The organism is Pseudoalteromonas sp. SR43-5 (assembly GCF_014163835.1).
Taxonomy (GTDB): domain Bacteria; phylum Pseudomonadota; class Gammaproteobacteria; order Enterobacterales; family Alteromonadaceae; genus Pseudoalteromonas; species Pseudoalteromonas distincta.
The window spans coordinates 92,229-106,004 of sequence record NZ_JACJEA010000007.1 but is presented as its reverse complement, the minus strand read 5'-3'; the positions used below and the strand labels follow the sequence as shown (position 1 = coordinate 106,004).

11 protein-coding genes are annotated in these 13,776 nt (G+C 40.4%); 4 read left to right on the top strand and 7 right to left on the bottom strand.

All coding sequences use genetic code 11. The annotated features are described in order from the left end of the window. Positions 1–63 precede the first annotated feature (63 nt). Positions 64–636 carry a short-chain dehydrogenase gene (locus tag H5090_RS05980; RefSeq protein WP_182695279.1) on the bottom strand — a complete coding sequence of 191 codons (573 nt, stop codon included), beginning with the start codon at positions 634–636 and terminating at the stop codon, positions 64–66. Positions 637–827: 191 nt separating this feature from the next. On the opposite strand from H5090_RS05980, the gene arfB reads away from it, so the two are divergent. Next, positions 828–1,241, top strand: coding sequence for an alternative ribosome rescue aminoacyl-tRNA hydrolase ArfB (arfB, locus tag H5090_RS05975; protein ID WP_002959105.1), 414 nt, complete (start codon positions 828–830; stop codon positions 1,239–1,241). A 125-nt stretch (positions 1,242–1,366) separates the two neighbouring features. Here arfB and eat read toward each other — a convergent pair whose 3' ends face one another. Genes eat through H5090_RS05960 form a run of 3 tightly spaced genes read right to left on the bottom strand, consistent with a single transcriptional unit; the run spans position 1,367 to position 5,120 of the window. Continuing rightward, entirely contained in the window at positions 1,367–2,770 is a 1,404-nt protein-coding gene (eat, locus tag H5090_RS05970) for an ethanolamine permease (protein ID WP_182695278.1), read from the bottom strand. Between the two features lie 59 nt (positions 2,771–2,829). Continuing rightward, positions 2,830–3,717, bottom strand: coding sequence for an ethanolamine ammonia-lyase subunit EutC (eutC, locus tag H5090_RS05965; protein WP_182695277.1), 888 nt, complete (start codon positions 3,715–3,717; stop codon positions 2,830–2,832). Next, complete coding sequence (locus tag H5090_RS05960) at positions 3,714–5,120, bottom strand: ethanolamine ammonia-lyase subunit EutB (protein WP_182695276.1); 1,407 nt, start codon at positions 5,118–5,120, stop codon at positions 3,714–3,716. Before H5090_RS05960 ends, eutC begins: the two co-directional genes overlap by 4 nt. Positions 5,121–5,340: 220 nt before the next feature. On the opposite strand from H5090_RS05960, the gene H5090_RS05955 reads away from it, so the two are divergent. Next, entirely contained in the window at positions 5,341–6,297 is a 957-nt protein-coding gene (locus tag H5090_RS05955; protein WP_182695275.1) for a helix-turn-helix domain-containing protein, read from the top strand. A gap of 563 nt (positions 6,298–6,860) precedes the next feature. Here the strand turns inward: H5090_RS05955 and arfA are convergent. From arfA to H5090_RS05940, 3 genes are all read right to left on the bottom strand, one after another. Then, complete coding sequence (gene arfA / locus H5090_RS05950) at positions 6,861–7,061, bottom strand: ribosome alternative rescue factor ArfA (protein WP_182695274.1); 201 nt, start codon at positions 7,059–7,061, stop codon at positions 6,861–6,863. Between the two features lie 204 nt (positions 7,062–7,265). Next, positions 7,266–9,806 carry a TonB-dependent siderophore receptor gene (locus H5090_RS05945; protein WP_024597458.1) on the bottom strand — a complete coding sequence of 847 codons (2,541 nt, stop codon included), beginning with the start codon at positions 9,804–9,806 and terminating at the stop codon, positions 7,266–7,268. 254 nt (positions 9,807–10,060) lie between these two features. Continuing rightward, on the bottom strand, positions 10,061–11,014 hold the full coding sequence (locus H5090_RS05940; RefSeq protein WP_182695273.1) for a sensor histidine kinase: 954 nt from the start codon (positions 11,012–11,014) through the stop codon (positions 10,061–10,063). Between the two features lie 224 nt (positions 11,015–11,238). On the opposite strand from H5090_RS05940, the gene H5090_RS05935 reads away from it, so the two are divergent. Both H5090_RS05935 and hemH read left to right on the top strand, forming a co-directional pair. Continuing rightward, complete coding sequence (locus tag H5090_RS05935) at positions 11,239–12,567, top strand: HD domain-containing phosphohydrolase (protein ID WP_182695272.1); 1,329 nt, start codon at positions 11,239–11,241, stop codon at positions 12,565–12,567. A 74-nt stretch (positions 12,568–12,641) separates the two neighbouring features. Further along, the gene (hemH, locus tag H5090_RS05930) at positions 12,642–13,661 is read left to right on the top strand and encodes a ferrochelatase (protein ID WP_182695271.1); all 1,020 of its coding nucleotides are present in this window, start codon (positions 12,642–12,644) and stop codon (positions 13,659–13,661) included. Positions 13,662–13,776: the final 115 nt, after the last annotated feature.

Sequence of the window (13,776 nt, the reverse complement as noted above, 5' to 3'; positions counted from 1 at the left end):
CCCGTTTTTTATGCGTTTTAATTTTACGGCTAGATAAGCCCGCTTTTTTTAAAGCAATAAAACTTATAAAAGTGCAAAAAGCTTTTGTAGTTGTGGCATATATTCGCTCACAAGTTCAAGGTTGTTTTCGCTTACTAAAGATACTGTAGACTCCTCAGCTGCGCTTGACGATTTACCAAACGATCCCATTAATGAGCTAGCGCCTTTATCTTTAGCACTTTTCATACTTTGAAAACCGCCCATTACTTTATTAGCAGTTTCTTGGTTATCAGCCGAAAGGCCCGACTTAAGATTTTCGATATAAGCCATTGATACTTCAGAACCTACAGTTACTAGCTGCTCTGGCGTAAAGCCGTAACGGTTTGTAATACTCGCAAAGCTTTTGTATAGGTCTTGTTCTTTAATCATGCTTAATGCACTGTTAGCTAAAGAGCTTTGTTCGTCAACACTTTGATCTGCAGAACCACCTAGCATACTTGCTAAATCTAAGTCTTTTAACGACTCTTGGCTGCTTGCCCAGCTAGTCACAGCTGGCAGTGCTTTCATATAGCTTTGAAGTTGACCTTCGTTAATATCCTCTGCAAGGCTTGAGAAACTCATCGCTAATAAGCTAAGTGATACAAGTATTTTTTTCATTGAGCATTTCCTAGTATTAAAGTAGTGCCAATTAGAAGCTAATAAGCAACACTTGCCAACACAAAATAAAATATTGGCTGATTTATAGTACAATTTATGAGAATTTATTTAAGTTCTAAGAATTTAGTTGATTCACCACAAGCTAATGTACTGATGATATAATGTATTTTTGACAAATAGAGCTGAACACAATGTTAACAATTTCAAATACTGTCACTATCGATGAATGGGAACTAGAGCTCACAGCTATTCGTTCGCAAGGTGCCGGTGGTCAAAATGTTAATAAAGTAGCAAGTGCAATTCATTTACGTTTTGACATTAACCGCTCTAAATTACCTGACTTCTACAAAGAACGCTTACTTGCATTAAATGATACAAGAATTACCAAAGACGGCGTCTTAATCATTAAAGCGCAAAGCCACCGTACCCAAGAGCTAAACAGAGAAGATGCCCTTAAGCGTTTAAAGGATTTAATCCTTAGTGCTACGGTAGTTAATAAAGCGCGTCGAGCCACCAAGCCCAGCCGTAATTCACAGCGAAAGCGCATGGACAAAAAAACCAAGCATGGGCAAAACAAAGCGCTACGCGGCAGCATAAAGTTTTAGCTTTAAATGATATTAATAAAGTAGATAAGGGGCTTGATATTTACATGCATGCACTATTTTTACACCGTATTGCTTGTATAAAAATATAAGTGAGGGTTAGCCTCACTTATAATAACTATTAATATTTACTTAGCCATCTCTAAATCAGATTCTGCATCTGCCAACATTGCAAACTCTTCATCAGCGCTTTTAGCAACTAAGTGTTTTGAGCTGTAGCCAAAGTAATATACGGCGCCCACAATAAACAGCATTATAGTGTATAAAAATGCACGAGGGTCGAACGCATACACACCGGTTAATGCTATAAGCGAAAGCACTAAAGCGATACTTGAAGTTACTACGCCCCCTGGGGTTTTATACGGGCGAGGTAAATCAGGTTGTTTAACGCGTAGCAAAATATGGCTCAGCGCCATTAATGCATACGATACAGTTGCACCTACTACAGCCATTGCAAGTATTAAATCACCCTCGCCACTGAGTGATACTAAAAAACCAAATATGGCAGGTACAATCAACGCACGTGCTGGCACTTTGCGATTAGTTGTAATCGACAACGAACGCGATAAATATCCGGCTCTAGATAAAGCAAACACTAAGCGACTATAACCATAAATAATAGAGAAAAACGAAGCAACTAAACCCGCAAGCCCTAATATATTTACTACAGTTGCTAAGGCCTCACTACCCGATGCATTTAATGCATCAACCAAAGGCACTGCACTTGCGCCCATTGCAGCAGCACCGCCAGCGCCAGGCACTAAAACAACAACTAAAAAAGCAGTAAATAACAAAAAGATCATTGCACCAATAATGCCTTTTGGCACATCTTTAGCGGGATCTTTTGCCTCTTCTGCAGCAAGCGGTACACCTTCAACCGCTAAAAATAACCACATGGCAAACGGTAATGCAGCCCAAACCCCGTACCAACCTAAAGGTAAAAACTCACTGGCTCCCACTGCATCGGTTACGGGGACGTCAAATAAGCGTGATGCATCAAAATTTGTAATTAAAACAAAAGCCGTTGCAATAATAGCTAATACTGCTAAACCACTTATTACCATCATTACTTTAAGTGCTTCTCCTACGCCTGCTAAATGAATTCCAACAAATAGTAAGTAAAATAATGCATATACCCATGGTCCATTAAATCCGGTAAGGGCTTCAACTGCAGAGCCTATAAAAATAACAATAGCAGCGGGTGCTAAGGCGTATTCAATTAATACCGCAAGCCCGGTTAAATAGCCTCCCGCAGGCCCCATAGCTTGGCGCGCAAAACTATAACCACCGCCTGCTGCAGGTATTGCAGCTGACATTTCAGCAAGCGACAATACCAGCGCTAAATACATAACTGCCATTAACACTGCAGCAATGGCAAAGCCACCCCAACCCGCTTCGGCAATACCAAAGTTCCAACCTGCAAAGTCACCCGATATTACATACGACACACCCAAACCTGCGAGTAATAACCACCCCGCAGTACCTCGTTTTAACTGTCTTTTAGCAAGGTACTCTGTATTATTAGTAGACATAACCTTTCTCCGTTGATGTTTAGTTTTTATTGTTTTATTTCATGTGTTTTTAATTAAAATTACTCAGCAATTAAAAAGTTAGTGGTTGAAACCTGATGCTCAATTACATCGTCTTGTGTACGGTCTTTTAAATTAACCCCAGTTAGTTTTAGTTTTTTAGCTTCACGTAATAAGTACAGCGCACGCCTAGCCGCTTCTGTATAAGGTAGGCCTGCTGGGCGAATATTCGATATGCAATTACGACATGCATCGTTAAGTCCTGTTTTAGGCTCCCATGTTAAATACAAGCCAAGGCTATCTGGCGAACTAAGTCCTGGGCGCTCTCCTATTAACACCATAACCACCTGCGCATTTAGCAACTCACCTATATCGTCGCCAATTGCTACTCGACCTTGTTCAACCAAAGTAATGGGGGCAATTTTAAATTGCTTGTCTGTTATAAGGTGCGCTAATAGCTCTGTTATAAATGGGCATGCATTTTTTTGTACCGCTAACGAGGAGAGTCCATCAACCACTACAATCGCTAAATCGTATTTAGCCTGTGTAGTGTGCTTTTGTTTATTCATATAGCTGAGAAGTATTTGCCTACCATTTTCATCAAGCTTGCGGCCTAAATCGGGTCGCTGAAGGTAAGTAACCCTGTCAACAGCTTGGCTGTGTAAATGCAGGGGAGGGGCAACATCTTTTAATACGCTAATACTGCCTAGTTGCTCAGTCATTTCGTTAATATCAAGCGGAAAACTCACTGCATCGCGCGCTTGTGCATGAGATAGCTGAAAAGCCAGCATTTCTGAGGTTGGCAAACTTATACCCGCACGCCCAAGCCCAATACGGGCGTCGGTAAAACGGCGTAAATCACTCCAAGGATTGTGCACTACATTACCGTTATTTTTATGCTTGTTTACTGAGTCATCTAAAGGAGTGCTCTGTTTTAAACGTGATTTCATGAGCCACCTCCAGTAATTGCACCCAGAGGTTTAGCAAAAGCGGGAGGCAAGGTATCTGAAAGTGTAATATCGGAAGTGCTTTGCATTATTTTCATTTTGCTTAGCCATGCTTCAAACTCGGGGGCAGGTCTAGAGCCAAGTACACGGCGAACATATAATGCATCATGAAACGACGTAGTTTGGTAATTAAGCATTATATCGTCAGAGCCAGGTATTCCCATTACAAACGAGCAACCAGCAACACCTAATAGCGTAAGCAAGTTATCCATATCGTTTTGATCAGCCTCTGCATGATTGGTGTAACACACATCGCATCCCATCGGTATGCCTAGTAACTTAGCGCAAAAGTGATCCTCAAGTCCTGCTCGGGTAATTTCTTTACCATCAAACAAATATTCAGGGCCAATAAACCCCACCACGGTATTTACCAGTAACGGGTTAAACTTACGAGCAACGGCATAAGCGCGAGCTTCACACGTTTGCTGATCAAGCTCATGATGCGCATTTGCTGAAAGCGAACTGCCTTGCCCAGTTTCAAAATACATTACATTATTGCCAACAGTGCCACGCTTTAAACTCAAAGCGGCATCTTGCGCTTCAGCCAAGGTATTTAAATTAAAACCAAAACTTGAATTAGTAGCCTCTGTGCCACCAATCGACTGAAATACTAAATCAACTGGTGCGCCAGCTTCTATACATTCAATGGTGTTAGTAACATGGGTGAGCACGCAGCTTTGGGTTGGTATGGCGTACTTTTGAATAACATCATCCATTAACGTCATTAACTTAATGGCTTGGGCAACGTTATCGGTTGCTGGGTTTATACCTATTACTGCATCGCCATTACCGTATAGCAAACCATCAAGCATGCATGCAGCAATACCATTAATATCGTCAGTTGGGTGATTTGGTTGTAAACGTGTAGATAAATGCCCGGGGAGGCCAATAGTATTTCTAAAAGCACTCGTAACATGGCACTTTTTAGCAATTAATATGAGATCTTGATTGCGCATTATTTTGCTAACAGCAGCAGCCATTTCCGGCGTAATACCTTGCCTTATACTTGCAAGTACAGCAGGTGTTGCAAAGTCACTTAAAAGCCAATTACGAAAATCGCCTACGGTTAAATGTGCAATAGCCATAAAGGCATTTGCATCGTGCTCGTCAATAATTAAGCGTGTAATTTCGTCATCTTCGTAGGGAATAAGTACCTCATTTAAAAATGTTTTAAGAGGTATATCCGCCAATGTCATTTGTGCCACAGCACGTTCTTGTGCTGATTGTGCTATTACGCCCGCTAAGCGATCACCCGAACGCTGCGGTGTAGCTTTAGCCATTAACTGGGCTAAGTTCTTGAATTTATAAGTATGTGTACCTAAAGTGTAACTGTACGCTTGCCCCATGATTTACTCCACATAACTAATATGATCAACCTTGGTATAGGTTTTGCTGCATCTTTAGCTATAAATCAATATTGAATAGTTACAAGACAGCTTATTTTGTACCAAGTAACTATCGAATTTTGGCAAAAGATTATTTATTAAACCAATTCAATTGGTTACACACGCAAAGCGGTGTTAACTTAAGCATAATGAAAGTGTAACGAAAAAGAGCATCCCCGATATGGCGCAGCAAAGTAGCTTTAACGCACCACTAAAGAGCAAGGTGCAAACACACGATATAGACGAGCAAGCGCATAGCCTTACTCAATGGCAGCAAAAATACGATCAAATGAGCGACGGCAGCTTTTATGGTTGTATTGAAGAAACGGATTACGCCAATATTCATGTGTTTAAAGAATACACTGAGCGAGCGCTTCGTCAGCAATGTAACATAGCCCCTAATTCGGTTTGGCTCGGCATTCCTTGTCAGTCACAGCAAAGTAAAATTAATGGTTTAAGTGTGGCAAGTAATCAATTTATGTGCCGTACCAGTGATAACGACTTTGAGTTGATAACCCCTGAGCAATTTAATATTTATGGTTTGGTAATCGATTGGAACTCAATTGAATATATGGCGCAGCTCCAAGGCGTAACATTGAAAAACCTGGCATCTGCACAATCAGCTCGTTTATCGGTGAGCAACTCATCTTTGCAAACGGCAAGACAAATAATTAATAGCATGGTTGTAGGCAAGGGCTTTGGACTTAGAACCGAATCACAACAAGATATGCTAAACATGTTGGCACTACACTTATTACAAGCAGACAATACGCAGCAAAATATTGCGCCAAGTTATAAACACCGCAAAGCCGTAGTAGATAAAGTAAAAGATTACGTGGCCACAAATCCACAAAACTCAATAACCATAACCGAGCTGTGCGAGCTTTCCTTTGTAAGTAGGCGCACACTTCAGTATAGCTTTGAGAGTATTTTAGGAATTAACCCTTTGCGGTTTTTACGTTTAACACGCTTAAATAACGTAAGGCGAGAGCTAAAAAAACCAAACCAAGATAAGCCCATTTCAGTAATAGCAGCCAATTGGGGATTTTGGCACGCGGGACAATTTGCTAAAGATTACACGCAACTATTTGGTGAAAACCCATCACAAACAGTTAAAAATAATAGTTTTAAAGGTTAAAAACTACACTTCTAACGTGAGCACGTTTCTTCTACAGACCATACTTTAACTTGAGTTAAACACCTGTGGACGCGCAGCTTGCTGGCGTTTAAAAGCACCGCTTTTACATTTAGTCGGATGCATTAGTAACAAGTAGCTTAATCACCACCGAGAAGTGAAGGAGAAAACAAAGAGCAGTGACTAACCATTACTCGTGTTTTCTTTGTGTAGTGCACAGCGCATCGGTGAACTCGGTGGTGAAATATCATATAACTTAAACAAATGGACTTTGTCTGCTCATTTACTCCTCTTTTTCTTCTCTTTGTGCATTCATATTTTTAAGGGCTGTTATTCACAAAGAGGTTTAGAGGCGCTGCACTCTTAGAGGATAGCTTGGGAGTTAAAATAATAAAGAACTAAAAGTAAAAGCGAGGTATAAAACCTCACCTACATCGTGCAAACACCGAACCCGTAGGTGCGAATTTATTTCGCGCTCATGTAACGGGGGTTTAAATGCTTTAAAGTAAAAGCGAGGTATAAAACCTCGCTTATTATATTCAAAAGCCCTATTTGATCGGTGCTAATTAAGCCGCGATTAAATAGGACTCTTGTCCTGAATGTTTGTTGCTACGTTTAAACGAGCCTTTGCCTTTTTTAGCTTTAACCACTTGTGGTTTAAATAATTTAGAGGTGACCATTGCCGCTAGTGCATTGTGGTTTATAACGCCTCGCCCTGTGTCTACCGCGCTGGTGTTTGCGGTTTTTGTTTTAGATTTTTTAGTCATATATTTCCTATCAACTAATGGTTATTTTAAGTTAAATAATAAAGAGGCTTTTATATTGGCCTATTTAAGAGATGGCGATTGTAGGCTTAATTTTCAACCGCGCAAGTATTTTTAACATCCATTTGGTAGTTTTTTAATAATAAAAAAGCATAAAAAAGCGCAGTTAATAACTGCGCTTAATATTACTTTAGTTTGCTTGATAAATTAAAAACTAAAGCTTACTTTTGCGTAGTACGTTCTGCCGTCAAAGCCGTATGGCAATGCGCGTACTGGGTATTTAAATGCGCCGTTGGTGATAAAATTAAGTACTTCGTCATCACCTAATTCATCTGGTGTTTCGTCAAATACGTTATCGGCACCTACCGAAAGCGCAAACATGTCATTAATTTGGTAACTAACATTTAAATCAACTAACACAGCAGACTCAACCGTACTTGTTGGTTTAAATGACCCCGTAGGCGAAAGCTCACCTGGTAATGAAATATGGTCGTTACCAAAGTATTTTACGTCTGTTTCACCAAAGTAGTTAAAGCGAATGGTTGATGTGTAGGCATCGCGTTCGTAGTCAAACGTAAGCGTTGCACGCTCACTTGGTTGTCCGTCGGTAAAAAAGCTGCGTTGTAAATCATCAAAAGCAACCGCTTCAGGAATACCGTCTTCTGCATTTACGCTGTCAATTTTAGTATCGTTTAGGTTACCTGCAAAGGTTACTCCTAAATTACCGCCTTCAACTTCAGTGCGGTACGATGCAATAATATCAACACCTTGCGTAGTAGAATCAACCGAGTTTGAGAAGTAGTTAGCTTGCACTGCACCAGTTGCTTGTAGCGCTGCAACTGCTTCTGAGCTAAACGATACGTCGTCAGCCGAAAGCAAGCTGCCAAGTGTAATACGGTCTTCAATTTCTACGCGGTAAAAATCAACCGTTAACGAAAGCTCGCTTGTTACATCATAAACAAAACCAGCACTGTAGTTTGTTGATGTTTCAAGCTCTAAGCTATCTACGCCTAACGCACTTGGGAAAGCGGTCCCTGTGTTTGCCGTGAACGACTGCGTTAATGTGCCGTCTGAGCCTAAGTTAGTTGTAAAAGCTGTATAACCACTTTGTTGAAGTGATGGCGCTCTAAAACCAGTAGACAGTGCACCACGTACTGCAAAGTCATCTGAAAATTCATAACGTGTTGCTAATTTACCAATTAAATCATCCCCAGCATCTGAGAAATCTTCATAACGTAGCGCACCACTGACGTTCCATGCGTCGGTGATCATAGTTTCTACGTCTACATAAACTGCGTAGCTGTTACGGTCGCTGTCGTTAGCCGCTTCAGGGCGTAGGCCGTTATAAGCTTGAAAACCACACTGTGCAAATTGATCTGGATCGTTTACTGATGGGTACGAAGTATCCATATTTGCTAACCCACACGCGTATGATGCTTCATCGCCAGGCACTATTTCGTAGTTTTCTTTACGGTATTCGGCGCCTACTGTTACATATAAAGGCTCACTACGGCCAATATCTACAATACCGTTTACATCAAGGTTAACCGTTGTTTGATCGAATCTAAAACCACCTGAGTAACCGCCAGTAGGCCCTGAGTTTGCTGCAATGTCGGCATCGCTTGCATCTGGGTTATTAAATAAATACTCAGCCGCGTAAGAAGCATTTAATGTATTGCGTGATGTAAAATCGTATTGGTTTTCACCATAAACAGCCGATACATCGTAAGTCCAGTCTGTGTTTATATCGCCTTTAAACCCAAGTGCTACTGAAATATCTTGTGCTTCGTTATATATGCGCGGTAAAAAACCATCGCTGTATACTTGTGTTACGTTTTTAGAGGCTTCGTTAAAGTTACGGTAAAAACCATTACCCAGCGCCGTGCGCTCAGAGTAGCCACCAAACGAGTAAAGCTCGCCGTCGCCCATTGGTAATGCCATGTTGTAAAATAACGACGTAAATTCACTTTCTGAGTTACCTTGGCCCCAGCGTACATCTTCACTTAGCGTACCTGGCTCAACATTAAGCGACCCCCCCGTATCGCGCTCTGCACGGTTAGTGCCGTCGGCATCACGGTACTCAAGCGATAGGTTAATAAAGCCGCCTTCGTTACCTAATTCAAAACCACGGTTTAAACCTGCTGAAATAGTGTCGCCGTCACCTTCACTTGTGCCGCCGTATTGTACAAAACCCGTTGTAATACCGGTTGAGTTATTAAGAGATAAGTTAATAACACCTGCAATAGCATCAGAGCCATACTGCGCTGCAGCGCCGTCGCGTAATACTTCAACGCCTTTAAGTGCTGTTAGCGGAATGGCATTCATATCAGTACCCGCAGCGCCTGCGCCTACTGTACCGTTAAGGCCAAAAATTGATTGGTTATGACGACGTTTACCATTTACTAATACAAGGGTTTGATCTGGTTGTAAGCCACGAAGTGTTGCAGGTCTAAATAAATCAGAACCGTCTGAAACTTGTGTACGCGAAAAGTTAAATGAAGGAGCTGTCGCTTGAAGGCTTTGGCCTAATTCGGTAAAGCCACCTTTAGTTAAATCATCCGCGTCAATTAAATCAATAGGAGAAGAAGACTCTGTAGAGGTACGGTTAGATACACGCGATCCTAATACAGATATTTGCTCTATGTTTTTAGCAGCTTGCACTGGTGCTTCTTCAGCGTTAACAATGCTTGGTGCGCTAAACGCGAAAGCAACGGCTACAGCAAGTGTGTTTAAACGGTATGTTGACATAGTGACGACCCTGTTTTTTGTATTCTTAATAATATGTGTGTGGTTATGATGCTCACAACCTGTTGCAAACATCCTAGCAACATATGCAAACAAAAAGAAATGAAAAAAACTAAATGTTTGGTCTAAGTATGCAAATAAACTTCAAGATAAGAAAAAACCACATCAAATCGGTTAAAATACGTGCTAAGAAGGGATTAAACATCAAAAAACAGAATGTTTAACACTTTATTTACAATGTGGTTTTGTTCGTTATTTTACACTTTTAAAGGTAATAGGCAGCGAATGGTCGTACCTGTGCCTAATATACTGTTAACTTCTATTTTTCCACCGTGATCGCTCACCATAGCGTATACAAGTGTCATACCCATACCGGTGCCTTTTCCGACTTCTTTTGTTGTGTAAAAAGGGTCAAACATATGCGCTATTGTGTCTTCATTCATGCCACAACCGTTATCTTTTATTTCAATACAAATATTTGTGTTGAGTTCAAAAATATTGACTTCAATAATGCAGCCTTTTTCTAAATCTAACTCGCAAGCTTGCCAAGCATTCATTAAAAGATTTACAAAAATCTGATTAATTGACGATAAATTGCACCAAATGAGTGGTAGGGATTCAAACCGCGTTTTTATTTCGCATAATTTAAGTTTGCTACTTAATAATCTTAAAGCATTATTAGCACCCGTTGTTACATCGGCTAATTGTTTATCTTGAGAAGAGGTGGGGTGGGCAAAGTTTAATAAGTCATGCACTATTTGTTTTATACGTTTAAGTCCTTCAACGCTGTCGTTAATTTGCCCCTGCAAATTGTTATAAATCCACGCGTACGGATACTGTAAATTGAGTATGTCAATTTCGTGTTTAAAACGGCTCTCTTTAATTTCGTTATTTAAATATTGTTCGTTAAGTTTTAGCAGCGCTACCAGTAAAGGGCTTGCGTTTTGTAGGCTCTCTACGTTACTCATTGCATAGGCAAGCGGGGTATTTATTTCGTGGGCAACGCCTGCACTAAGTGTACCTAAAGTCGCCATTTTTTCGGTTTGCACAAACAGCATTTGTTGGTGTTCTAAGTCGGCTACTTTTTTTTGTAGTTCATTATTTATGGCAACTAAAACGCTACTTTTATCTTTGAGTAATTGCTCTGCAGCTAAGCGCAGCTTTTGTTCGTTTAAAAAAGCACGTTCAAAATTACCATCTGATCCATCCATTCCCTTCATCCATATAGATAACTTTATACTTAACGTTTAGTCGTCTGTATGCAAATTTGCAACTTTAGTGCAGCCAAGGCCTAATATTATGCATAAGTAATTATCTACTTATTGCTAATAACTCCATTATGTAAATACCACTTAATATAAAAGGTAGGCACAAACACACCATAGAGTATTTTTTTAAGCTATTATTTAACCAGAAGTAATTTAAAGGCGACTCAATGACTCAAGTAACACCAAGCATACCAATAAATCAGGTTGATGTACTTTGCATTGATGATGATGAAATAGTACTACGCACGTTAACACGGCTACTTGAAGTAAATGGCCTGTCGGTTATTGTTTGCGATAACCCGCAAAGTGCACTAACGCTTTTTAAAAATCATGAGTTTGGTTTAATTATTAGCGATATGCGTATGCCGGTAATGAACGGTGCCGAGTTTTTAGAAAAAGCGCGTGCGCTGGCACCCGACACCCAACGCATTTTATTAACCGGCTACGCCGACATACAAACCACCTTAGCGGCTGTTAATCAGGGCCAAATAAATGGTTATATTCAAAAGCCTTGGCAAAACGATTTATTACTTCGTAGCATTAGAGATAGCCTAGAAAAATTTGCACTAAAAAAACAAAATCAAAAATTAGAGGCACAAGTTAAAGCGCAAAACCAAGAGTTGCTAGAGCTTAATAACTCGCTTGAACAACGAGTAGAAAAACGCACCTTACAAATCAAACAGGTTTTAAAAAAGCTTGAAGACGCCAACGAGCGCGAAAAACAAGAGCATAAATCGACCGTAGAGCTGCTATATAATTTTGTTAACGCAAACCCTTACCTAGATGGTAACAAAGCACAAAATATTGCTAATACCTGTACACAAATAGCACTTTATTTAAACTTGTCGCAAAAAAGCATTGATCTTGCCCCTATGGCTGGTTACTTGGCGCAAATAGGCTTGCTTGCTATGGATCCTGATCTTTATAAAAAACCAGTTAACCGCTTAAACGAGCAACAACGCAAAACCTTTTATACTCATCCAAGTACTGCACAATTAATGTTAATGCCAGCAATACATTTACATGACTTATCGGATGCTATTTATTATCAGTTTGAGCGCTTTAACGGAAACGGAATGCCCAAAGGCCTTGCCGGAAACGACATACCAATAGGCGCTATGGTGCTAGGTTTAGCGCGCGACTATTGGGACGCGTTTGAGCAGAGCAATGCAAGTGATGAAAAGCAGCGCCACGATGACGCACTCGAAAGTGTAAAACTTTATAGTGGATCGTTTTATCACCCTAAAATTGTACGTGCACTTGAAGCAAGCCATGCAAAACTACATGAACAAAAAAGTTCAGCAGGATCAGTGCTAATTTGTAACGCCCATGAACTCAAAGAGCAAATGGTACTGGGCCATGCTCTACACAGCCATACGGGCATAATGTTGCTGCCTAAGGGTCATGTATTTGGCAGTAAATCGATAGAAAAACTCCAACAGCTAGAATCGAAAAAACCAACCCCGTTCAGAATAATGGTGAAAACTGCTAAATGATTGATCTAAACCGCAGTTTTTTTCGTTACAATGTGCATAAAATAGATTATTGAATTTGCTTGAAGGAGCACTCTGTGTCGCGATTTTCTGCGGTTACTGACAACCCCCATGATGGGCGTTTTAACCAAAAAACGGGAATACTGCTAACTAACTTAGGCAGCCCTGATGCACCAACAGCGGCTGCGCTTCGTACATATTTACGCGAATTTTTATCAGATCCACGCATTGTAGAAATACCACGCTTAGTATGGATGATAATTTTACATGGCATTATTTTGCGTGTGCGCCCTAAACGTTCGGCTAAATTATACGAGAGTATATGGACCGAAAACGGCTCACCACTTACCCACATTACTCGCCAGCAAAGTGTAAAGTTAAATACTTTATTAAAAGAGCAAGGTTATACCAATACTGAAGTAGTAATGGCAATGCGTTATGGCAACCCTTCAATAGAGGCAGGCCTTGAAGAGCTTCGTGATAAAGGCTTAACGCGTATAATTATTTTACCAATGTACCCGCAATATTCTAGCCCAACTACGGGTTCTACGTTTGATGCTGTATCGAGCGTACTGCGTAAATGGCGCTGGGTGCCAGAGCTTCATTTTATAAATGGCTATCATAAAAACACCCGTTACATTGAGTCGCTTGCTAATAGTATTAGTGAGGATTTAGAAGCGAATGGTATGCCACAAAAAATTGTTTTTTCGTATCACGGTATGCCTAAATTGTTTTTAGATCGCGGCGATCCGTACCATTGCCTATGTTTACAAACCACGCGTTTAGTTGCCGAAAAACTAGGCCTTGATAAAGACAAAGTAATTAGTACTTTTCAAAGTCGATTTGGTAAAGCAGAGTGGTTAAAGCCTTATACCGACGCAACTCTTGCAGCCTTACCTGATGAAGGTATTACCGATGTAGCTATTATAAGTCCTGCTTTTAGCGCCGACTGCCTAGAAACACTTGAAGAGCTAGAAGGTGAAAACCGTGAAATATTCGAAAACGCAGGCGGCGAAAAATACCGTTACATAGCGGCACTAAACGACAGAGACGACCATATAGAAGCTGTGTTTGATGTTATAAAACCTATGTTGTAACCCAAGCTTACTAAAGCTAAATATATTACGCATTAAGCGGTGTTAAAATTAACACCGCTTTTTTGTTTTTAATGCTTTTAAAGGGCGAATTATTCACAAAGAGGTTAAGAGGCGC